Raw genomic sequence first — 19,612 nt, 5'->3', positions numbered from 1 at the left:
GATGCCTGGCCGCACGATGCGCACGATGCGCACGATGATCGAGCGCCTGCGCCGGGAGCTCGGCCGGATCCGCGTCCGGCTGCTGGTCGTGAACCTGGTGGTGCTGCTCGTGCCGGTGGCGGGGCTCGAGTTCGCGCGCCTCTACGAGCGGCAGCTGCTCGGCTCGCTGGAGCGCGACATGGCGAACCAGGCGGTCCTTGTCGCGGCGATGCTCGCGTCGGATCTCGACCGGGGGCTCGAGCTTGGCGCGCTCGATCACCGCCACGTCTTGACCCAGGCCGCGAGGCACACGCGCACGCGCGTCCGGATCCTCGACAGGGCGGGCGTGGTCGTCGTGGACTCGCACGAGAGCGGCCCGCCCGAGGGGCCCGAGCCGGCGGTTCCACGTCTTCTCTCGACGAGCGGCCGTGGATCGGGCTCGTCGGGCCTCGCGGATTTCGCCAGCGGGGTGCGCCACTTCGGCGAGAACGCGCGCGAGAGCTGGCCCGAGGTCGGGGACCGCCCGGAGGTGCGCGAGGCGCTCGCCGGGCGCCGCGGCGCATGGACGCGCGTGCGGGAGCGGCAGCCGGCGGTCTTCCTGTTCCTGGCCGAGCCGATCCGGCGGGGCGGCGAGGTGGTCGGCGCGGTCTACGTGGTGCGCTCGACGCAGCCGGTGCTGGTCGAGCTGCACCGGATCCGCTCGGGGCTCATCCGGGTGCTCGTGGTCGCGAGCCTGTTCACGGGCCTCGTCACGCTGGCGCTCGCGTGGTCGATCTCGAGGCCGCTCGGCAAGCTGTCGCGCGCGGCGAAGCGCATCGCGGCCGGCGAGCGCGACGTCGTGGTGCCCGTGTCCGGGAGCGGCGAGATCCGCGAGCTCGGCGCGTCGTTCGCCGCGATGAACGAGCGGCTGGGGGCGCGCCTGCGGTACATCTCGGATTTTGCGGCCGACGTGGCGCACGAGTTCAAGTCGCCGCTGACGTCGATCCGGGGCGCCGCCGAGCTGCTCGACGAGGGGGCGGCGGACGATCTCGAGGCGCGGCGGCGCTTTTTGCGGAACATCGAGCTCGACGTGGCGCGGCTCGACCGGCTCGTGTCGAGGCTGCTGGAGCTGAGCCGGATCGAGGCCTCGAGCGAGGCGATGACGGTGCTCGATCTGGAGGCGCTCGTGGCGCGCGTGGTGGAGCGGCGCGCGAGCCCGGGGCAACCGGTGGAGCTGCGGTACGAGATGCGGACACGGCTGCTCCGGGCGCGGCAGACGGACCTGGAGACGGCGCTCTCGAACCTCGTCGACAACGCGGTGAAGTTCTCGCCGCCGGGAGAGGCGGTGGTGGTGACCGTCGAGGGCGGGGAGGGGCGGGGAGGGGAGAGGACGGCGAGGATCGCGGTGCGCGACCGGGGGCCGGGGGTGCTGCCGCAGCACCTGCCGAGGATCTTCGACAGGTTCTTCACGACCGACGAGGGCCGCGACGGGACAGGGCTGGGGCTGGCGATCGTGAAGAGCGTCGTCGAGGCGCACGGCGGGGCGGTGACCGTGGAGAGCGCGCCGGGGGAGGGGGCGAGCTTCGTGGTGGAGCTGCCGGTGCGGCAGTGAGGAGCGTGGCGAAGGGGTGCACGGCAAGCTCTAGTAACCACGCGGGACGGAGTCGCTGATGGAGACCTCGCCCGGGAAAGATGCGCTGGCGCGCTCGCTCCACGAGTGGCGCCTTGCAGATCGGTCGTTCGGAGAGGCCGAGTCCGAGCCGGCGCGCGTCGAGGCGATGCTTCGGCAGCTCCGGGCGAGGGAGATCGCGGAGCGGACCTGCTGGGCCGAGAGGGGGATCCCCTTCAGCTTGCGGACGAGAGCGCTGGAGTCCGGGCTGTGGAGCATGGAGGAGGCGATCGAGCGGATTCGCCGCGTGGATTTCGTGAGCCGTCATGCATACGTCTTCCAGCATCTCGGGGTGTTTCCCGACACCTCGCTTTGCGCCGTGCTCGCGCTCGCGCTGCAGCCTCAGCCCGGCGATGGAGCGGGGTGGTTCATCAACGAGGCGCTGGTGGCTGCGATCGCGGTGCGCCTCGCGCGCACCGGGCGGCACGACGCTGCGCTCGACGCGATCCGCGCTCTGAGCGCGCGCCGCGGCGAGGCGCTGCGCTCGTGCGCGCCGTATCTCTCCAAGGCGTCGATTGCGCGCGCCATCTCGGAGCTCGAGGCGTGGCTCCCCGGGGCGGAGCCGGTTGTGGCGTTCCTCGTGGGGTGCGATTTCCTGCCGCTCGTGCCGGCACGAGATCGCGAGCGGGCGCGCGGCGAGATCGCCCGGCTGCGCGCGGCGCTGGAGGCCGAGGAGGCGGAAGACGGGTCGTTCTACGGGTTCTCGGCGCGCAAACGCGCTGCAGAATCGTTCGCGGTCGCGGGGATGCTCGAGGCGTCGGAGGCCGAGTGCCAGGGGCTCGACAACGTCGATGATCTGCTGTCCGTGGCGCGCAAGCATCCGGGCGAGTCGCGCGCGCGGATCGCGCGGATCGCGCTGGAGCACGCTCGAACGAGCCGGTACCTGGCCGCGGCGCTCGCGGACACGGTGGCGGTGTGCCTGGCGCTCGCGGACGAGGCGATCGCGTGCGCGCGTGGTGAGGCCAACCCGGTCACTGCGGCGAACGCCCTCCTGCGCATCGCGGCGCACCTCGGAGAGCCGCGCGCGTCTGAGCTGTTTCACGAGGCGTTTCGCCGGATCGAGCCGCTCGGCGACGCCGCTTCGGACGCGCTCGAGTGGGTCGCGGACTGGGCCGCGGATCAGGGACCGTCGCTCACCGAGCGCGAGCGCGCCCGAGCAGCGGCTCCGCCGGTGGGCCAGCGAGGCGGCGTCGCTGTCCGAGGCCGAGCGCACGGCCCTCGGGCCGGAGAACGACGCCGCCGTGCGCGCCGTTCTCGCGCAGCCGGACGCGAAGGACGGCGTGCTCTGCGACACGATGGCGAGCCTGCCCGACGCCGCGCTCCGGGCGATCTGGTCGGCGCGCGCACGCGCCGACGCGTGGCGACGCACCATCGACATCAGCGATCCCGCCCTGTTCGCCTACCTGCCGTCGGAGCACTACCTCCACGCTGACGCCGTCCTCCAGCTCATCCTGCGGCTCGGCGGCGCCTCGGCGCTCTGCGACTTCGGGCGCATGCTCGTCGGCCTTCAACACGAGTCCGCTGCTTGATGCCCCCGATCCGGAGGTCAGGTCAGCGCGCGGGTGGCTCACGCACGCTCATGATCAGATCGATCGAGCTCTGTACCTGCGCCAGCCGCTCCGTAGGGGACAGGCTGAGCATCCAGCGGATGAGGGAGCGGTCCACCCCGTTCTCGTCGTAGGGGCCGTCGTCCCGCTCCTCGGCGGGAGGGTCCAGAGGCTTGGGCATGCTCCGAGTCTAACATGCGGGGCCGGCAAGCTGCGGGCGCCCGGCTTCGAATCGACCTCGCCCGGGGTATCCAGCCGGCGTCTCTGGGCCCGCGTCGTCACCCTGTTGAGTTGGTCGGGTCTGCGAGCACCTTCCGGATCTGCGGCTCGAAAGCCGCCCAGAAGCCTCGTACCGATGCGACGATCTGTGTGCGGCAGGGCGCGAGGTCGTTCCAGTACTCTCCTGTCGCGCGCTCATAGCGGTAGGCGGGCCACCAAGCGGAGGCGGCGAGCCTGTATGTCTTGATGATGCCTGCCTCTACGAATGCTGCACGAAGCTTCTTCGACAGCTCCTTGCCGCCGTCGAGGCCAGCATCGACCCACACCCCCGTGTACGCGCAGCCAGGAGAGGTCGTGAAATTCAAACGGCTCGATTTGTTCCATTGTTTACCCTCCTCTCGGCGCGCCGATGGACTCGGCCACCCGTTCACGTCACCGTGGTCGACGGATGCCGCCGCGCCAGCTCGTCCCTCACCGCGCCCACGCCAGCGCGAGCAGCTCTGCCCGCTTTCAGCACCGTCTCGACCGCCGTCTCCGTCTTGTCCGGCGGGTAGCCGTGCTTCCCAGGGAGCTCGAAGCGGGTCACCACGGCCAGGAGCTCGTTCCGTTCGTGATGGCCCACAACCGCCCGGGCGGTGATCCCGCGCCATCCGCCGAGGATGTGCTGCTGACCCAGGAGGTCGAGCACGCCGCGTACCTGAACGACGTCCCCCTTCGAGACCACGTCATCGTGACGCCTGCCGGGCGCTTCTCCTCCGTCCTCCGGGCCGGTTCACCCCGCTGAACCACGGTTCCCGGCGAAGCGGCGCAGTTGCGAGATCAGTGCCAACCCCGCTATCCCCGCAACATCCCTCGACCTTCTCACCCATCCTTCCCCCGCCATCGCCCCCGGACAGCAGGAATTCGACACCGCACCTTCTTCTCCAAATCGCCCTCCCGTCGAAATATCCCTGGACAACCCTCTTCATTTCATCGATAGAGCACGATGGCCCGTCTGGCATTCCAGCGTAATCCCGCGCTCCTGCCGCGGACGAGGGTGATCTCATGAGCAAATACACCGCATCGGAAGTGATCCAGCTCCCCCGCTTCACGGCCGTGGGGGCGATGGCGCTCGGCGAGCAGCTGCTCACGGCGGCGAAGCCGGCCAAGAAGCAGCTCGCGAAGGGCGTCGCGCGGGGGCTCGCCGCGCTGGCCGCGCGCCACGACGACCTCGCGTCGGCGCTGCGCGATCAGGTGTCGCTTTCGGAGGGAGGGGAGGCGAGTGAGGACGCGGTCCAGTGCGATCGCGTCCTCGACAATTGCTGGAGCGGTCTCCACGATTTCCTGACGGCGTTCACCAAGCTGCCGCCCGGCGCGCCCGAGGTCGCCGAGGCGAGCGCGCTGAAGGCGGCGCTCTTCACCGGAGGGCTCAAGTTCCTCCAGCTCACGTATGTCCTGGAGTGGTCCGAGAGCGAGCTCCGGATCCAGCGCATCCGCAAGAGCGGCCTCGACGGGCGCATCGAGGCGCTCGGTGGCAAGCGCTTCCTCTCCGCCCTGGAGGCCGCGCACGCCGCGTACGGCAAGGCGCTCGGCGTCACCGCGCCCGCGGCCACGGCCGCGGCGGCGCCGCCCAGCGTGCGCGACGCGCTCGCCGCGTTCACCGAGGCGCTGCGCGCCTACGTGATCAAGGTGATGGGCTCCGTCGAGCCCGACGAGCCGGAGACGCAGGAACTCGCCGACAGGCTGCTCGCGCCGCTCGCGGGCTGGAGCGTCGGGTCGAGCGGCCGCGGCGCGCCCCGGAAGAACGACAAGCCCGAGGGCGACACCGCGGCGCCCGCCCCGCCCGGCGTTCCCCTCCAGCCCGGCGTGCCGACGGCCGCGCCCGTGGCCGCCGATAGCTGATCCCGGCTGCCTGACGCGCACCGCCGGCGCCGCGATCTTCTCCCGCCTCGTCCCCTCCTCGTGACCCGTCCCGGGGCCAAGGCCCCGTAGATCCCTCCGTACACTCCGGACGGCGTGGCCGTCGCCGCCGCCCGCCGGTGCCCATCCCCCCGTCCTCCGGCCCATCCCGGAGCGACCAGCGCCACACCCTGTGCCGTCTCGGCCTCGATCTGTGCCAGATCAGGGGGGTCAGACACTGGCTCAACCGCAGTGCATTGCGACACACCGGGGTCCGGACCCCTCCGAGGCGCTCCAGAGAGCGTCTCACCAGGGTCAAGTTGTGTCAAATATCGCTGTCCATCTCGTTTTTCTGTGCCATCGACCCCCGGATCCGCAGCGTATTGTGCCAGATGGAGGGGTCCGGACCCCTCCGGACCGCAATGAAGAGCGCCTGCCGGGGTGCCGGACCCCCTTCGGACCGCAATGCAGAGAGCCCGCGGGGGCGCCAGACCCCTCCGGATCGCAGCGCAGAACGGCCGCTGGCCGACCGCCCATCACCTCGGGCGTTTGAGGTCTGACCCAGGTTGAGGCCCCGACCCAAGGTGGAGCACCCCCACCGGCCGCCGCCCACCGGGGTTGAGGTTCCGTCGCCTCGGGCATCGAGGCCCGACCCAGGTTGAGGCACCGTCACCGTCACCGCCCATCGCCTCGGGCATCGAGGCCCGACCCAGGTTGAGGCACCGTCACGGCCGCCCACCGAGGTTGAGGTTCCGCCGCCACGGCCGCCCACCGAGGTTGAGGTTCCGAGGTTGAGGTTCCGGCTCCCGGTCGCCCGCCTTCACCAGCCGTACCGCCTCCGCCTTGAACTCGGGCGTGACCGCCCCTCCGCCTTTTCCGTCCCATCCCCACCTTCCGGTGCCATCAGGGGGGCCGCGGAAGCGGGGGAGCACCAGACCGAGCGAGCTTCAAGGCCCGCGCTTCTTCCGGGCGCGCTCCTTGACCACCGCAGCCACTATCTCGCCCACGCGCTCCGTTTCATCATCCACGAGCTTTTCCAGTCTGCGCTGAAACCAGAGGCCAAACGGACCATCTAGAGGAAGCGGCAGCCCGATGTCTCCGGGCTCCTGACTCAGCCATGTGATCGCCAGCCCGCATTTCTCTAGCGCATGTCGCGCATACTGCATGGCACTTTGGATTGCCTGAATGGCGTCGACCCCTTCGACATACTGGATGTCCGGATCCAGCCCATCAAGAAAAACAGGGCACGTCCACGAGCCGCTGGGCGAGGCAGGTTGTATTGGTTCGCCGATCTTCAGAACGATCTCGCGGCCTGGTTCACCTTCGACGTTATACCGACGAACGGCTATGACCTTGTATTTTTGTCGAGCCACCCACGCAGGATAGCTAAAATTCGTAGATGCACCAATTGATCCACTTGATGGGCCTGTCGAAGCGATGCGACCAGCAACATGCCCGTTGGTCACTTTCCGTGAGCGAGCGACAGAATGCCTCCTTGACCGCCACCCGGTCCGCGGCGATGGCGATGCACAGGGTAAGCTCGAACGTATCTCGCGGCTTCGCCTCGTCCGCTCCCTCGCTTGCCGTAGCAGCGCTCGGTTCCTCGCTCGTCTCGTCGGCCGCGTCCTCATCCAACTCACCTACGCAGGATGAGAGCGAGAGCAAGGCAAAACTGGCGATCAAATGCCTGCCGCACATGGCTGCTCCCGCTTGCGACATTTACGCCAGCCGAGGTGTGCCGCTGATGCTCCTTGAAAACACCACGGATGCCGAGTGCCGGCGCGTACGTTGGTAGCGGAACGCCCCTCCGGGTGGGTCGTCAACCGAGCGGTCGACGAGCGATCCTATGGCAAGAGGACGGCGCCGCGCCCGGCGTACCGAGCGGCGCCGCCCGCCCGACAACGAGCGCGCGCCGCGCTGCCTTGCCCACCCCCTCGCCTCGCCGAGCGCGCGCGGCGCTCCCCTCGACCGCACCGCCCACGCATCGATGTCTCGCCGGACATTGCCAGGTCGCGATCGCTTCGCTATCTTCTCGCTCGCCGAAAGAGGTAGGCCGGTTCAGGCGAGCCCCGGCCACTCCCATGACGGGAGCCCATGTCCCCTCCACCACGGAGTGAGGTCCCACGGCACCAGGACGCACGTGCGTCCTCCGTGGAGGCTCCCATGCAGCTCAATCACATCGATCTCCAGGTCCCCGACGTCCTCGAAGCGGCCGCGTTCTTCGAGCGGCACTTCCAGTTCGAGGTCCACGGCAACCGGCGCTCGCCGGCGATCGCCATCCTCACGGGGCCCGGCGACTTCACGCTCGTCCTGCAGCGCCGGGGCGAGGCGGACGGCCCTTATCCGGACGGCTTCCACATCGGCTTCATCGTCGGCGACGTGGCCACCGTGTACGACAAGCACGCGGCGATCGTCGCGGCGGGCGTCGACTGCGGCTCCGTGAGCGAGAACGGCCGCGGCGTGATGTTCTATTTCAAGGCGCCCGGCGACATCCTCATCGAGGTGAGCTGCCGGCGCCGCCCGCTCCCGGCGGCGCGCGCCGGCGGTTGACAGCGGCGCGCCGGCGATTGACGGCGACGCGCCGCCGGGACGCGCGGTGACCGACGCAGGGAGAGCCCGCGATCTCGAGGCCATTCCGCCGCTTCCACTGCCGGCCCGCCGAGGTCGAGGTTCCGGGGCTCCCGCCCCACGTGTTCGGGCCGGCTACTGCAGCTTGACGAACTTCGCGACCGATGGGACGCCCTGCGTCGAGACGACGAAGAGCATGTAGTAGCCAGGCGGCGCGACCTTGCCGTTCGGCGGAGCCGTGAGCGTCAGGGTGCTGCCCGACTGCCCGGTGATCGCGAGCTTGACGGCGCGCTGGCTCTGGTCGAATCCGTGCGTGACCGAGCCGGGAGACATGAGCATTGCGCTGCCGATGCCCGTGGCGGCCACCGCCGAGGACAACGTCACCGAGATGGACTGGCCGTACGACGCGGTCGAGGCCACCGACTGGATCACCGGGCGCGCGTTGCCGCTCAGGAGATAGGGGGGCGTGAAGATCTCGACCCGCCGCTCGGGCCATTTGTAGGGGAGCTCGTTGAAGGCGTGATCCCGGCCCGCCGTGAGCACGCGCGCGTCGGGCAAGAGCAACGCCGTCGAGTGATAGAGCCGAGCCACGCGCATCGGACACATCTTGGTCCAGGTGTTATTGCTCGGGTTGTAGATCTCGGGCGTCATGACCGGCGTCGTCGCGTGGTCGGACGAGCCTCGCGCGCTGCCTCCCACGACGAACACCTTGCCGTCCGGGAGCAGCACGGCGGTGTTCAGCACGCGCGCGTAGTTCATTGACGCCTTGTAGCTCCACGCCGGCGACGCCGCGCCGAGGTCGAGGAGCTCCGTGGTGGCCGTGGCGGGGATCGCGGTGTCGTTCGGGTCGCTCGTCGCCGCGTTCGAGACGGCCCCGCCCCCGCCGATGACCATGACGCGCGCGCGGTGATTGTCGGTCGGCGAGAGCGGCAAGAGCACCGCGCTCCCGTAACCGGGGTACGTGCGGGAGTTGGCGTACTGCGTCGTGTACTGCGTCGCGCTCCAGGTGTTGTTGCTCGTCGTCAGCAGCCGCGAGCCTCGGCCCGAGTGAACGAACACCTTGCCGTCCGGCAGCTGGAAGACGAACGGGTAGAGCTGTATCGGGCGCCCGTCGCTCGTGAACGGCTCCGGCACATCGCTCCGCGCGGAGAGGGTGCCCGCGGTGTTCAGCGTCTGCCAGCTGCTGTTCACCGGCTTGGTGCTCGAGATTCGCCCCGTCTTCGTCGTGCCGGAGATGGCCAGCACCGAGCCGCCGTCGAGGCGCGTGAGCGTGGGGTACCAGCGCCCGAGGGTCATGTCCGTGAGCGAGGCCCACGTCGAGGTCGAGGGGTCGAACCGGTGCGAGCCCTTGACGTGGGCATCCCCATGGCCCCCCGCGACCCAGAGGCGGCCGTCGCTCAGAAACGCGTGGCCAGAGCAGAAGGCGTGCGGCTGCGTCCCGCTCGGCAAGGTCGCCTGCCCCGTCGCCGGATCGAACACCTCGGAGTACCCCTGGTCCGAGTCATCCGTGAACCCGAAGAGCAGCACCTTGCCCGTCCGCAGGAGCGCCGCGTGGATGCCGATCGCCCCCGCGTAGAGCGGGTCGCTCCACTGCCCTTTCGTCGCGGGATCGCAGCACGGCTCACCTCCGAAGACCGAGCCCGCCCACACGGTGTTCCCGGAGGCGTCCTGGCCGTGCCTCACCCAGCCGCCGTTGTAATAGAAGGACGCCAGCGACCCATCGGCGCTCCGCCGACCGACGACCTCCAGGTTGTCGTAATCGCTCCAGATCACGCCCGCGGCCGAGTACGAGTTGATCGGATCGACCCACGTGGCCGACGTCTTCCAGGGGTACGCGCTGTCGTCGTTGTCGCGGTAGTAGTGCCGCAAGCCGCCGGTCGAGAGGGGCACGACGAGCTCGAAGTTCCCCTTGGTGCCGCCCTTTCCCTGGACAAACTGGTGCACACCGGTCGCGGAGATCGCCTGGTTGTTGTCCACGCGGATCTCGTTCGGCGTCGTCCAGGTGCGGTCGTCCCTGCGATACATGGAGTAGAGCGTCGATCCGGAGCGCGCGATCACCTCCAGGCGGTTCGTGCCGAAGTTGCTCTCGACCAGGCTCACCGCGGAGTACGTTCGGCCCGTCGCGAACGTGGTCCCCGAGCTCCATGGATGGGACGCGACCGAGTTGTCGCGCCAGTAGTGGGCGAGGCCGCCGCTGGCGAGCGGCACCACGACCTCGAAATTGCCGGGCGATAGCTTGGCCTGGACGATCCCAGGCTGCCCGGTGACGCCCGTCGCGACCGTCGTTCCGCTCGACCAGGCCTTCGTGGACTGATTGCGGTAGTAGTGCACAAGGCTGCTGCCCTGCACGGCGATGACCTCGAGGTTTCCGCCGCTCGAGTTCTCGATCATGCTGATCCCGTTCACGTCCGCCGAGCCCACCTTCTTCGGGCCGAACCAGGTCGGGGTCGACACGAGCGAGGTGGTCGCGTTGTTCCGGTAGTAAGCCGAGAACCCGCCACCCGTGTGCGGCACCACGAGCTCGAAGTTGGGGACCGTCCCGGTGCCGTCCGAGCCCTGAACGAACCCGATTCCGAACGTCGGGCTGCAGGTGCACGCGGCTCCGCTGCACACGAGCTCATCGCTCTCGGTATCCAGACTGAGCTCGTCCCCGTTCGTCCACTCGGCGCAAGCCGCACCACCCAGCGCCAAGCTGCCGAGCGCCAGCAGCATTCTCGGCGCACAACTCCACCCACCGAGCAACCGCATCATCTTGCTTTTCATGTTCTCCTCAAGGATTCAAAGGGGAAGAACCTCGGATGAGCTCGAGACCCAGGGCAAGCTGCATCTCGCGCCGCGGACCATCGCGGTACATCGGAGCGTGGCTGCACAGCTCGTCGTGAGCAGCGCAGGAACGATGAGCCGTCTCCCCCACGTGTTCGTAAAGCTCACCTCATCACGGGGCTGTTACGTCGGGCATCGTTCACACATAGAATGCCTTGTCAGGGGCCGCCGAGCACTGAATTTTTTGTATTTTCGTTCTGACGCAAGTTTGCTTTGGTCCCGAAATTTTCTCGGACGACGTGTTATGGGGGTCGATGCCCAACAGGCGTTGGGAGTCGGGTGGCCTGCGGCTCCCTGAGGCTGTCGAGGGCGATCCGGCCCGCCGCGGGCATCGCCGCCTGCTGGAGGCGGAGCTCCCGACCGGGGTCGAGGCCCCCATCAACTGAATCGGTTCAGTTTTTCTGCGCCTCCGTGGTATGGCCGGTCGTGGTTTCCACCGCGCGGCCTGACGATCGACGCTCCGGGCCGCGCAATCACCCGGCCCGCTCGTGCAGCGGCAAGGAGCCAACATGCGACAATCTTCGTTCTTGAGCCTCGGTTCGTCAGGCACTCTCGCTCTCCTCCTCGCGGCGCTCGGATGCGACGCGTCGGGCGGCTCGTCCTCTGGCGCCGGCGGTCAGGGCGCCGGCGGTCAGGGCGCGGCGAGCAGCGCGAGCGGCTCCGGCGGCGCCGGCGGTCAGGGCGCGACGGGCAGCGCGAGCGGCTCCGGCGGCGCGGCGGGCACCGGCGGCGCCGGCGAAGGGGGCGGGGGCGCGGCAGGCGCTGGCGGCGCTGGCGAAGGAGGCGGTGGCGCGCCGCCGGCGCCGCTCTGGGACTGGAGCGGCATCGTCGGCACGGGACAGAGCCTCTCGGTCGGCGCGGAGGGCACGCCGCCCCGCACCACCACGCAGCGCTTTCACAACCTCAAGCTGTCCCTCGGGAACGCGAGCGTGCCCCCCTTCGACGCGGCGAGCGCGGCCCTCTCCCTGGTGCCGCTCGTCGAGCCGATCCGCGCGTTCGCGACGACCTACCCCAGCGCTTACCCGAAGAACATCTATGGCGAGACGCCGCACACGGCCATGGCCGACCAGATCTCGTCCCTCGCGGAGGCCGCCGCGGGCGGCGACCACGTCACGGTGCACACCGTCGTCGGGGAGAGCGGGCAGCCGATGAGCGTCCTCCGGAAGGGCGCCACCCAGACGGCCTCGGGCGACACGTCGATGGGCCGCGCCTACGCGGCGACGCTGTTCGAGGCGGAGGCCATCGCGCGGCTCGCCAGGGCGGCCGGCAAGACGTACGGCGTCGGCGCCATCGTGATCACGCACGGTGAGGCCGACGCCGGCAGCGCGACCTACGGGGATGAACTGGTCAAGCTGTGGTCCGACTACAACCAGGATCTCCTCCGGATCACCGGCCAGTCGCGGAGCATCCCCCTGCTCGTGTCCCAGCAGAACTCGGTGCACACCGACGCCGGCACGCGGTCGACGTCGACGCAGGCGCAGTGGCGCGTGGGCGTGGATCACCCGGGTGATATCGTCTGCTCGGGTCCGAAGTACCAGTACCCGTATGCGAACGATCACATCCACCTGAACGCGAGCGGGTACCAGCAGCTCGGCGAGAAATTCGGCCAGATCTACTTCGAGAAGGTCGTCCTCGGGAACGACTGGCAGCCGCTCCAGCCGACGCGCGTCGAGCGCAGCGGCAACGTCGTCACCGTGCACTTCCATGTCCCGGTGCCCCCGCTCGCCTGGGACAGCGCGCTGCCGTCTCCCCACCAGAGCGCGTTCACGGAGTGGGCGCAGGGCCGCGGCTTCGAGCTCTGGAGCGGCAACACCCGGATCCAGATCAGCGGCGTGGAGATCTCCGGCGATTCGGTGCAGATCACCGCGCGGAGCCTCCCCGCGTCCGGCGTGATGGTCGGCTATGCGATGACGACCGACGGGACGTCGATGACGGGCGGCACGATCCGCTGGGGTCAGCTGCGCGACTCCGATCCGTTCGTCGGCTCGACGACGGGCAAGGCCCAGCCGAACTACAGCGTGGCGTTCGAGATGAACGTCCCCTGACGGGCGGCTCCGGCGCGGCGTTCCGATCGAGAGCCTGCGGGCGGCGGTCCGCAGGCGATCTCCGCGCGCTTGACAAGACAGACCTGTCTGTCTATATCCGCGTCGTGCGGGACGCCAGGCGCCACATCCTCGAGGTCGCGGAGCGCCTCTTCTACGCCGAGGGGTATCGCGCCGTCGGCGTCGATCGGTTGATCGCCGAGGCGGACGTCGCCAAGGCCACCTTCTACCGCCACTTCCCGACGAAGGACGACCTGCTCGTGGCGGTGCTGGACGCGCGCGACCTGCGCTTTCGCGAGTGGCTGGCCGCGCGCGTCGAGGCGCTCGCGGACGATCCGCGGGACCGGCCGCTCGCGGTCTTCGACGCGCTCGCCGAGCTGTTCGCCGCGGACGACTTTCGCGGCTGCGCGTTCCTCAACACGATGGTCGAGGTCGCGAGCCGGAGCCACCCCGCGCACGAGGCCGCGCAGCGCCACAAGCAGCGGCTCATCGACTATTTCGAGCGGCTGTTGCGCGAGGCCGGCGTGCCTTCGGCCAGCGCGCTGGCGCCGCAGATCCTGCTGCTGATCGACGGCGCGATCGTGACCGCCGTCCGCGAGGGGGGACCGGGCGCCGCCGCGCGCGCGCGGTCCCTCGCCGAGAACCTCATCGCAACAGCGCGGCCAGGAAGGCGACGACGATGAACCGGATCACGGGTGTCCCGAGCAGGTGGAATGGATGTGCCGAGCAGCTCCCGCAGCCCGCCGTGGCGGAGCCCGGCGCAGGCGCGCCCTCGCCGGGTCGCCCGCGCAGGCCGCGGGCGCCCGTGGGCTCGGTGGTCGGCGCGCTGCTCGCGCTCTCCCTGACGGCCTGTGCTTCGCCGGACCGCGGCGGAGCCAGCGCGCCGCCGGCCGGCGCGGCCGCCGCGATCGCGCCGCCGGCCGGCGAAGCCGCCGCGGCCGAGGCCTCGAGTGGGCGCCTCCAGTGGCGCGGCGGCCCGACGGCGATCCTCGAGCGCGACGGCCTCCGGCTGCTCACCGATCCCGTCCTTGGCCCGCGCGGCCCAGCGGTGTTCGTGCTCCCCAAGCACCCGTCGACCGGCGTCGAGAACGCGCCGGTCGCCCGCTATACCGATCCTCCCGCGGAGCCGCTCGGGCACCTCGACGTCATCCTCCTCAGCCACAACCATGCTGACCATTTCGACGCCGTCGCGAGGGAGACGCTCCCGAAGGACGTCACCTTCGTCCTCCCTCCCGACGCGGTCGAGGCGGCGCGCGCCGCCGGATTCACGAAGCTGACGCCGCTCGATTGGGACAGCGAGGTCGTCCTCCCGACCCGCGCCGGCCGCCTGCGGATCCTCGCCGTCCCGGCGAACCACGCCCACGACGCGGCGCTCGACGCCACGCTCGGCAAGGGCAACGGCTATGTGCTCCGCTGGGAGGGCGCGACGCCCTATTCGGTCTACTGGACCGGTGATTCGGTCTTCACCGAGCCGATGCGCGCGGTGGCGGCCCGCTTCGCGCCCATCGATCTCTGGCTCCCGCACCTCGGCGCGGTCGGCGTCGACGGCGCGCGCGGCCTCCGCACGATGGACGCGGAGGAGGCGGTCGCCGCCGCCGCGCTGCTCCGCGCCCGCCACGTGATCCCCATCCACCACACCACGTTCGCCCATTACCGCGAGCCCGTGACGGCGTTCACCCAGCGCGCCGCCTCGAAGAACCTGCCCGCGCAGGTCCACGTCCCGACGGACGGCGCGTGGATGCCCCTGCCGCGCTGAGCCTGCCACGGCGCCCCCGCCGCGCCGGCGCTGCGGCGTTCAGACCAGCCACTTCAGGAGAAAGAGGCCCACGGTGGCGGCGAAGCCGATGATCCAGACCGCGGTCCGGGCAGCGGCCTTGTCGCCGATGTACATGACCAGATAGAGAGCGCGCGCGGCGACGTGGGTGACCGCGAGGATGGCGCTCCAGCGAGCGTCGGCGCCCGCGAGGTGGGCCGTGAAGACGGCGGCGGCGAAGGGCGCAAACCCCTCGAAGGCGTTCTGGTGGGCGGCGAGGGCGCGGCGCCCGACGCCGGTGAGCTTGGCCTGCTGGTCGCGCGGGTTGCGGTTGTCCAGGCCCTCGGGCTGCTGTGCCTGTGCCCTGGCGACGAACAGGCGGGCCACGTAGATCAAGAGAAGTGAAATGAAGACGCACGTCAACGGAATGGTCATCGGATCCCTCTCGAGCGCACAGGCTCCTCGGAGCGCGGAGCGACTCTAACGAGCTCCCGCCGCCGGCGCGAGCGCCAAGCGTCGTGGCCGCTCCCACGGCGCCTGCGCCGGAGCGGGCAGGGCGGTCCCGCGCGGGGCAACGCGCTCGAGCGACGGGCGCGCGCCGATGGCAGGATGGGAGCGGCCGGTCCGCGGTACGGCCCTGGGGATCTGCGCGTGAAAAGGGGTTGCCGGGGATGGGAGATTCGAGGAAGGTTCGTTCAGGTGCACCTTGAGCGAAGATCCTGTCGTGTCGCGCCCGCCGCTGCCGCCCTTCACCGCAGAGACCGCCGCCCGGAAAGCGCGGCTGGCGGAGGACGCCTGGAACAGCCGGGATCCCGCGCGCGTGGCGCAGGCCTACACCGTCGATAGCCGCTGGCGGAACCGGGCGGAGTTCTTCCAGGGGCGGGCGGCGATCGAGGCGTTTCTGCACCGCAAATGGCAGCGGGAGCTGGACTACCGCCTGATCAAGGAGGTCTGGGCGTTCACCGGGGACCGGATCGCGGTGCGCTTCGCCTATGAATGGCACGACGACAGCGGGAACTGGTACCGGTCCCACGGCAACGAGCAGTGGGAGTTCGATGCGCAGGGGCTGATGCGGCGGCGCGAGGCGAGCATCAATGACGTGCGGATCGCGGCGGAGGAGCGGAAGTTCCACTGGCCGCTCGGGCGGCGGCCCGACGACCATCCGGGGCTGAGCGAGCTCGGCTTGTAGCGGCTGTCGCCGCAGGATATCAAGCGAGCTCATGTCCAGCTCTCCAGACAAGCCCGAGATCGCCACGGCCTACGATCGCTGGGCCGCGACGTACGATGACGATTTCAACCGGACCCGCGAGCTGGCGGCCGAGGTCCTCCGGCAACGCGGCCTGGCGGTGGCCGGCCGGGACGTGCTCGAGATCGGCTGCGGCACCGGGCGCAACACGCAGTGGCTCGACGAGCACGCGAGGAGCGTCCTCGCGCTGGATTTCTCCGAGGGGATGTTGCGTCGCGCGAGGGCCCGGGGGTGTTCGCCCCGCGTCCGGTTCGTACAGCACGACATCCGCGCTTCCTGGCCCCTTGAGGATGGCTCGTCCGACGTCGTGATTGCCATGCTCGTGCTGGAGCACATCGAGCACATCGACGCGGTCTTCGCCGAGGCCGCCCGCGTCTTGCGCGCGGGAGGCGAGCTCTTCCTGTGCGAGCTGCACCCCGTGCGGCAGATGCGCGGGGGCCAGGCCAATTTCGTCGACCCGGTGACGGGCCAACCCGAGCGTGTGACAGCGTTCCTGCACGACGTGTCGCAGTACGTGAACGGGGGCCTGGGGGCCGGGTTCGAGCTCCTTCACCTGGGCGAGTGGCGCGACGCGGAGGCGGTCAGGAGCGACCCGCCGCGGCTCCTGTCCGTGCAGCTCAGGCGCACGGCACGCCATCCGCCTGGGGCATGATCGACGTCCTCATCGAGGGTGCCTGTTCCTGACCACGCTCGGCGTCGAGGCATGCTCCACCGTGCTCCGGGCTGGCCCATCAAACCTGCGAGGGAGATTGCAATGAAGCTCTACTACAATCCCCAGAGCCGTGCAGCGATCACCTGGTGGATGCTGGATTGAAGATGAGGAAATGAGCGCAGGGCCTGGCCCCGGCGCGCGAGGTTGACGACCTCGCCGCGCGCGGCGGCGCTGCGCCACGTCGCGCGTGGAGCGCGCCGCAGCGATCGCCGTTCGGGTGACGTGGATCGGGCCATCGGTCTAGGATGGTCGCCATGAAGCTCTCGTCACGCCGGCGCCGCCGCGTGCTCGCGTCCTCGTTCGTCGTCACGGTGGCCGGCGGCGCGGCGGCTTGTGGCACGGCTCAGCCGCCGCCCGAGCCGCCGGACCTGATCGCCAACCCGCCGCGTCTGGATCTCCTGCAGACGTCTTCGTCTGGCATGGGGGATGCGGCCACGCTCAGCGACGCCGGGACGACGGAGACGCAGGACGCGGCGGCACCGGAGACGTCGCATGACGCCGGGACGACGTCGGCGCAGGGCGAGGAGGAGCCGCTTCCGCAGCCCGCGCAGGGAGGGAAGGTGATCCGGGGCCCGGACGGCACGTGCAGGCAGTTTTTTCCGAACACCTGCCCGCCGCCTCAGCCCTCTCGCGACGGAGGCCCTCCCGTGGTCGTCATGTGCAACCCGCCGCCGCCCCAGCGGGTCGCGTGCCCGCCGGAAGGCAGCCCGCCCTGAGCGCGGGCCGCCCTCTGGAGCGGGTAATACGACTCCCGTAGATCCCGCCCTCCTCGATCGCGCTCTCGCGCTCCACGGGATGGACCGGTTCATGAAGCTGCGCGAGCTCGTGCTCTACACGGCGATCCGCCGGGTCAGCCGGCGCGAGGCGCCGGACGCCTGGTGTCGCGCTTATCTGGAGCGCCACAGGCCGCGCATCCTCGGCGATCGGCCGGCGTGGCCGGAGCCTGGTTGAGAGCGCGTCGCTCAGCCGCCCTGTCGCGCTAACCCGCCACCCGAGGCGGCCGCGGCGCGAGCATCGGGTGCAGCTCGGCGATCCCCAGCCGCGCGCGCCCCGCGAACTCGTAGGCGTCGTCGGTCGCGGCGATGTGCTGCGTCGCCGCGTGGATGTCCCGGAAGCACCGCTGCAGGGGGCTCGCCGCGTAGAGCGCGCCCCCGCCGCCGGCCCGGTAGGCGAAGCCCGTGACCTCCGCGGCGACGTCGGTCACAACCGTCTGGATGAGCCGGATCGCCGCCCAGTCCTCGATCGAGAGCGCCTCTCCAGCGCGCGCCTGGTCCCACATCCGCCCGAGCACGTCGAACGCATAGGCCCGCGCCGCCGCGAGCTTCGCCTCCGCGCGCCCGAGGTCCATGTGGAAGGCCGCGTGGCTGCCCAGCGCGAGCTGCGGCCAGGCCTTCACGCGGCGCGGGGCGACCGCGGCGATCTCGTCGAGCGCGCGCCGCCCGACGCCGAGCGCGAAGCCGACGTGACCGGCCGCGAGCAGGGCAAGCAACGGCAGCGAGACCAGCGCGCCGCCGCGCCGCTGAGGCGCCGCGGGGAAGGGGCACGTCCGCGCCTCGGGCACGAGCGCGCCCTCGATCCGGTAGTGGTCGCTCCCCGTGCCACGCAGGCCGGCCACGTCCCACGTGTCCTCGATCACCACCTGCTCGCGCGGGACAGCGAGGCTGATCATCTCGGGCGGCCCCGCCGGAGGGGCCGCGCCCTCCGGGGCCACGATGGCGCAGGTGAACACCCACGACGCGTGCCGCACGCCGCTGCCGAAGGCCCAGCGGCCCTCGAGCACGTACCCCCCGGAGACGCGCCGCGCGAGGCCGGTCGGGATCTGGAGCCCCGCGAATGACGGGAACGGCCCTGCGAACACCTGGCGAGCCCCCTCGTCCGGCAGGGTGCCCCCGGCGAGCGCGGCGAGCAGCGCGCTGATCATCAGCGACCACCCCGCCGACGTGTCCGCGCGCGCCATCGCCTCGAAGACCTCGACCTGCGTCAGCGGGTCGCTCTCGACGCCGCCGAGCGCGCGCGGCGCGGCCACCGCGAGCAGGCCGCTCGATTGCAGGGCGTCGACGACCGCGGGCGCGAGCGTGCGCAGCCGCTCGGACGCCTCGGCGTGGGCGGTGGCGACGCCGCGGACGCGCTCCACGGCGGCGAGGAGGCGTTCGCGCTCGGGGGATCGACGGGGCTCGGACATGCGGGGCTCCTTTCCTGGATCGGGTGCAGCGCGCCGGCCACCGGCCGCCCGCGCGCCCGATGATGACACTGACAACATCGGGAAAGTTTCCACTGCCTACATTTTCTTCGCGACGACCTGCAGCTTCTGAGCTTGCGGCCCTGCATCCGCGGCCCTGCGCCCCGCGGCTCGGTGGACCGCGGCCTTCGTGGTATCGTGCGCCTGCGCTGTGGCTTCCCCCGCAAGGCGCCGCCGTCCGAGCGCGCGCACCTCCCCCGCAACCTCGTCGCGCCCTTCACCCGCGCCGGGGTCGCGCCCTTCAGCCGCGCCGGGGTCGCGCCCTTCAGCCGCGCCGGCGTCGCGCCCCGTCGACCGGCCCTACCACCACGGCGGCCTCCGGCGCGCCGTGCTGGAGGAGGCGCTCTCGCTGATCGAGGAGCAAGGGAACGCGAGCTTCACGCTGCGCGAGGTCGCGCGGCGCATCGGCGTCTCGCACGCCGCGCCTTACCGCCACTTCGCGGACAAGCGCGCCTTGATGACCGAGCTCGCCGTCCAGGCGAGCGCGGCGCTCGGCGCGCGGATCTCGGCCGCCCTCGAGGGCGCCGGGGGCGACCTCCGGGCGCGCTTCCTGGCCGCCGGCTTCGCCTACGTCGCCTTCGCGCTGGAGCACCCCGCGCCCTTCCACGTGATGTACTCCGGCGAGGTGGACGTGGACGACCCGCGGGTCGCGGCGGCCACCTCGCACAACCTGGGGGTGCTCCTCGGGTTCATCGAGGAGGCGCAGCGCGCCGGCGCGTTCCCGCCCGGCGATCCGTGGGCGCTCGCGGTCCCGATCTGGGCGATGCACCACGGCCTCGCGACCCTCGCTGCGTCGGGCGCCCTCTCCAAGGCCGGGCCGGCGGCGCTCCGGAACCTGGTCGACGACGCCCACGCGCGCCTGCTCGACGGGCTGCTCCTCGCCACGCCGGGGCCGTCGCGCGCCTGACGCCCGCGACGGATTCCCGTGCCCCTCCGCTCCGGCTACGCTCGCGCCCCT

At 71.0% G+C, this 19,612-nt stretch carries 21 protein-coding genes; 15 read left to right on the top strand and 6 right to left on the bottom strand.

All coding sequences use genetic code 11. From position 1 onward, the window contains the following. The first annotated feature begins 25 nt into the window (after positions 1–25). Together WMF27_RS24175 and WMF27_RS24170 are read left to right on the top strand one after the other, a co-directional pair. A complete protein-coding gene (locus WMF27_RS24175) occupies positions 26–1,570 on the top strand; it encodes an ATP-binding protein (RefSeq protein WP_437766521.1) in 1,545 nt (514 codons plus the stop codon). A 58-nt stretch (positions 1,571–1,628) separates the two neighbouring features. Beyond that, a complete protein-coding gene (locus tag WMF27_RS24170) occupies positions 1,629–3,059 on the top strand; it encodes a hypothetical protein (RefSeq protein WP_437766522.1) in 1,431 nt (476 codons plus the stop codon). Between the two features lie 119 nt (positions 3,060–3,178). On the opposite strand, the gene WMF27_RS24165 is transcribed toward WMF27_RS24170, so the two are convergent. After that, entirely contained in the window at positions 3,179–3,355 is a 177-nt protein-coding gene (locus tag WMF27_RS24165; protein WP_437766523.1) for a hypothetical protein, read from the bottom strand. Between the two features lie 97 nt (positions 3,356–3,452). Next, complete coding sequence (locus WMF27_RS24160) at positions 3,453–3,758, bottom strand: hypothetical protein (RefSeq protein WP_437766524.1); 306 nt, start codon at positions 3,756–3,758, stop codon at positions 3,453–3,455. A 44-nt stretch (positions 3,759–3,802) separates the two neighbouring features. Here WMF27_RS24160 and WMF27_RS24155 point away from each other — a divergent pair, with 44 nt between their 5' ends. Together WMF27_RS24155 and WMF27_RS24150 are read left to right on the top strand one after the other, a co-directional pair. Then, entirely contained in the window at positions 3,803–4,177 is a 375-nt protein-coding gene (locus WMF27_RS24155; protein ID WP_437943005.1) for a JAB domain-containing protein, read from the top strand. A 260-nt stretch (positions 4,178–4,437) separates the two neighbouring features. After that, complete coding sequence (locus tag WMF27_RS24150; protein ID WP_437766526.1) at positions 4,438–5,274, top strand: hypothetical protein; 837 nt, start codon at positions 4,438–4,440, stop codon at positions 5,272–5,274. Between the two features lie 944 nt (positions 5,275–6,218). Here the strand turns inward: WMF27_RS24150 and WMF27_RS24145 are convergent. Beyond that, on the bottom strand, positions 6,219–6,644 hold the full coding sequence (locus WMF27_RS24145; RefSeq protein WP_437766527.1) for a DUF6968 family protein: 426 nt from the start codon (positions 6,642–6,644) through the stop codon (positions 6,219–6,221). A gap of 26 nt (positions 6,645–6,670) precedes the next feature. Here WMF27_RS24145 and WMF27_RS24140 point away from each other — a divergent pair, with 26 nt between their 5' ends. Then, entirely contained in the window at positions 6,671–7,066 is a 396-nt protein-coding gene (locus WMF27_RS24140; protein ID WP_437766528.1) for a hypothetical protein, read from the top strand. Between the two features lie 368 nt (positions 7,067–7,434). Further along, positions 7,435–7,821, top strand: coding sequence for a VOC family protein (locus tag WMF27_RS24135; RefSeq protein WP_437766529.1), 387 nt, complete (start codon positions 7,435–7,437; stop codon positions 7,819–7,821). A 153-nt stretch (positions 7,822–7,974) separates the two neighbouring features. Here WMF27_RS24135 and WMF27_RS24130 read toward each other — a convergent pair whose 3' ends face one another. Continuing rightward, on the bottom strand, positions 7,975–10,602 hold the full coding sequence (locus WMF27_RS24130) for a galactose oxidase-like domain-containing protein (protein WP_437766530.1): 2,628 nt from the start codon (positions 10,600–10,602) through the stop codon (positions 7,975–7,977). Positions 10,603–10,916: 314 nt separating this feature from the next. Between WMF27_RS24130 and WMF27_RS24125 the strand changes: the two genes are divergently transcribed. The 4 genes from WMF27_RS24125 to WMF27_RS24110 all read left to right on the top strand — a co-directional run bounded on the left by WMF27_RS24125 (position 10,917) and on the right by WMF27_RS24110 (position 14,460). Continuing rightward, on the top strand, positions 10,917–11,048 hold the full coding sequence (locus WMF27_RS24125) for a hypothetical protein (protein ID WP_437766531.1): 132 nt from the start codon (positions 10,917–10,919) through the stop codon (positions 11,046–11,048). A 123-nt stretch (positions 11,049–11,171) separates the two neighbouring features. Beyond that, positions 11,172–12,707, top strand: a complete 1,536-nt coding sequence (locus WMF27_RS24120; protein WP_437766532.1) for a dockerin — start codon at positions 11,172–11,174, stop codon at positions 12,705–12,707. A gap of 104 nt (positions 12,708–12,811) precedes the next feature. After that, positions 12,812–13,387 carry a TetR/AcrR family transcriptional regulator gene (locus WMF27_RS24115; protein ID WP_437766533.1) on the top strand — a complete coding sequence of 192 codons (576 nt, stop codon included), beginning with the start codon at positions 12,812–12,814 and terminating at the stop codon, positions 13,385–13,387. Next, entirely contained in the window at positions 13,384–14,460 is a 1,077-nt protein-coding gene (locus WMF27_RS24110; RefSeq protein WP_437766534.1) for an MBL fold metallo-hydrolase, read from the top strand. Before WMF27_RS24115 ends, WMF27_RS24110 begins: the two co-directional genes overlap by 4 nt. A gap of 39 nt (positions 14,461–14,499) precedes the next feature. Here the strand turns inward: WMF27_RS24110 and WMF27_RS24105 are convergent, their stop codons facing one another. Next, positions 14,500–14,892 carry an MAPEG family protein gene (locus WMF27_RS24105; protein WP_437766535.1) on the bottom strand — a complete coding sequence of 131 codons (393 nt, stop codon included), beginning with the start codon at positions 14,890–14,892 and terminating at the stop codon, positions 14,500–14,502. Between the two features lie 271 nt (positions 14,893–15,163). On the opposite strand from WMF27_RS24105, the gene WMF27_RS24100 reads away from it, so the two are divergent. From WMF27_RS24100 to WMF27_RS24085, 4 genes are all read left to right on the top strand, one after another. Then, positions 15,164–15,646 (top strand): DUF1348 family protein, encoded by a 483-nt coding sequence (locus tag WMF27_RS24100; protein WP_437766536.1) that lies wholly within the window; start codon positions 15,164–15,166, stop codon positions 15,644–15,646. A gap of 31 nt (positions 15,647–15,677) precedes the next feature. Then, positions 15,678–16,355 carry a class I SAM-dependent methyltransferase gene (locus WMF27_RS24095; RefSeq protein ID WP_437766537.1) on the top strand — a complete coding sequence of 226 codons (678 nt, stop codon included), beginning with the start codon at positions 15,678–15,680 and terminating at the stop codon, positions 16,353–16,355. 314 nt (positions 16,356–16,669) lie between these two features. Next, positions 16,670–17,131 carry a hypothetical protein gene (locus WMF27_RS24090; RefSeq protein WP_437766538.1) on the top strand — a complete coding sequence of 154 codons (462 nt, stop codon included), beginning with the start codon at positions 16,670–16,672 and terminating at the stop codon, positions 17,129–17,131. Positions 17,132–17,222: 91 nt separating this feature from the next. Continuing rightward, positions 17,223–17,366 (top strand): hypothetical protein, encoded by a 144-nt coding sequence (locus WMF27_RS24085; protein WP_437766539.1) that lies wholly within the window; start codon positions 17,223–17,225, stop codon positions 17,364–17,366. 28 nt (positions 17,367–17,394) lie between these two features. Here WMF27_RS24085 and WMF27_RS24080 read toward each other — a convergent pair whose 3' ends face one another. Next, the gene (locus WMF27_RS24080) at positions 17,395–18,597 is read right to left on the bottom strand and encodes an acyl-CoA dehydrogenase family protein (protein WP_437766540.1); all 1,203 of its coding nucleotides are present in this window, start codon (positions 18,595–18,597) and stop codon (positions 17,395–17,397) included. A gap of 385 nt (positions 18,598–18,982) precedes the next feature. Between WMF27_RS24080 and WMF27_RS24075 the strand changes: the two genes are divergently transcribed. Then, the gene (locus WMF27_RS24075; RefSeq protein ID WP_437766541.1) at positions 18,983–19,561 is read left to right on the top strand and encodes a TetR/AcrR family transcriptional regulator; all 579 of its coding nucleotides are present in this window, start codon (positions 18,983–18,985) and stop codon (positions 19,559–19,561) included. Positions 19,562–19,612: the final 51 nt, after the last annotated feature.

Origin of the sequence: Sorangium sp. So ce281 (genome assembly GCF_051527395.1) — a bacterium.
Classification (GTDB): domain Bacteria; phylum Myxococcota_A; class Polyangia; order Polyangiales; family Polyangiaceae; genus Sorangium; species Sorangium cellulosum_B.
Note: the sequence above shows the minus strand (reverse complement) of the source record. Positions and strands in the feature narration are given on the sequence as shown.

What these genes read in the sequence shown, in the direction of transcription:
- WMF27_RS24175 (WP_437766521.1), top strand. Translation starts at nt 26, where the DNA reads ATGCGCACGATGATCGAGCGCCTGCGCCGGGAGCTCGGCCGGATCCGC.
- WMF27_RS24170 (WP_437766522.1), top strand. Translation starts at nt 1,629, where the DNA reads ATGGAGACCTCGCCCGGGAAAGATGCGCTGGCGCGCTCGCTCCACGAG.
- WMF27_RS24165 (WP_437766523.1), bottom strand. Translation starts at nt 3,355, where the DNA reads ATGCCCAAGCCTCTGGACCCTCCCGCCGAGGAGCGGGACGACGGCCCC.
- WMF27_RS24155 (WP_437943005.1), top strand. Translation starts at nt 3,803, where the DNA reads ATGGACTCGGCCACCCGTTCACGTCACCGTGGTCGACGGATGCCGCCG.
- WMF27_RS24150 (WP_437766526.1), top strand. Translation starts at nt 4,438, where the DNA reads ATGAGCAAATACACCGCATCGGAAGTGATCCAGCTCCCCCGCTTCACG.
- WMF27_RS24140 (WP_437766528.1), top strand. Translation starts at nt 6,671, where the DNA reads ATGCACCAATTGATCCACTTGATGGGCCTGTCGAAGCGATGCGACCAG.
- WMF27_RS24135 (WP_437766529.1), top strand. Translation starts at nt 7,435, where the DNA reads ATGCAGCTCAATCACATCGATCTCCAGGTCCCCGACGTCCTCGAAGCG.
- WMF27_RS24130 (WP_437766530.1), bottom strand. Translation starts at nt 10,602, where the DNA reads ATGAAAAGCAAGATGATGCGGTTGCTCGGTGGGTGGAGTTGTGCGCCG.
- WMF27_RS24125 (WP_437766531.1), top strand. Translation starts at nt 10,917, where the DNA reads ATGCCCAACAGGCGTTGGGAGTCGGGTGGCCTGCGGCTCCCTGAGGCT.
- WMF27_RS24120 (WP_437766532.1), top strand. Translation starts at nt 11,172, where the DNA reads ATGCGACAATCTTCGTTCTTGAGCCTCGGTTCGTCAGGCACTCTCGCT.
- WMF27_RS24110 (WP_437766534.1), top strand. Translation starts at nt 13,384, where the DNA reads ATGAACCGGATCACGGGTGTCCCGAGCAGGTGGAATGGATGTGCCGAG.
- WMF27_RS24105 (WP_437766535.1), bottom strand. Translation starts at nt 14,892, where the DNA reads ATGACCATTCCGTTGACGTGCGTCTTCATTTCACTTCTCTTGATCTAC.
- WMF27_RS24095 (WP_437766537.1), top strand. Translation starts at nt 15,678, where the DNA reads ATGTCCAGCTCTCCAGACAAGCCCGAGATCGCCACGGCCTACGATCGC.
- WMF27_RS24090 (WP_437766538.1), top strand. Translation starts at nt 16,670, where the DNA reads ATGAAGCTCTCGTCACGCCGGCGCCGCCGCGTGCTCGCGTCCTCGTTC.
- WMF27_RS24085 (WP_437766539.1), top strand. Translation starts at nt 17,223, where the DNA reads ATGAAGCTGCGCGAGCTCGTGCTCTACACGGCGATCCGCCGGGTCAGC.
- WMF27_RS24080 (WP_437766540.1), bottom strand. Translation starts at nt 18,597, where the DNA reads ATGTCCGAGCCCCGTCGATCCCCCGAGCGCGAACGCCTCCTCGCCGCC.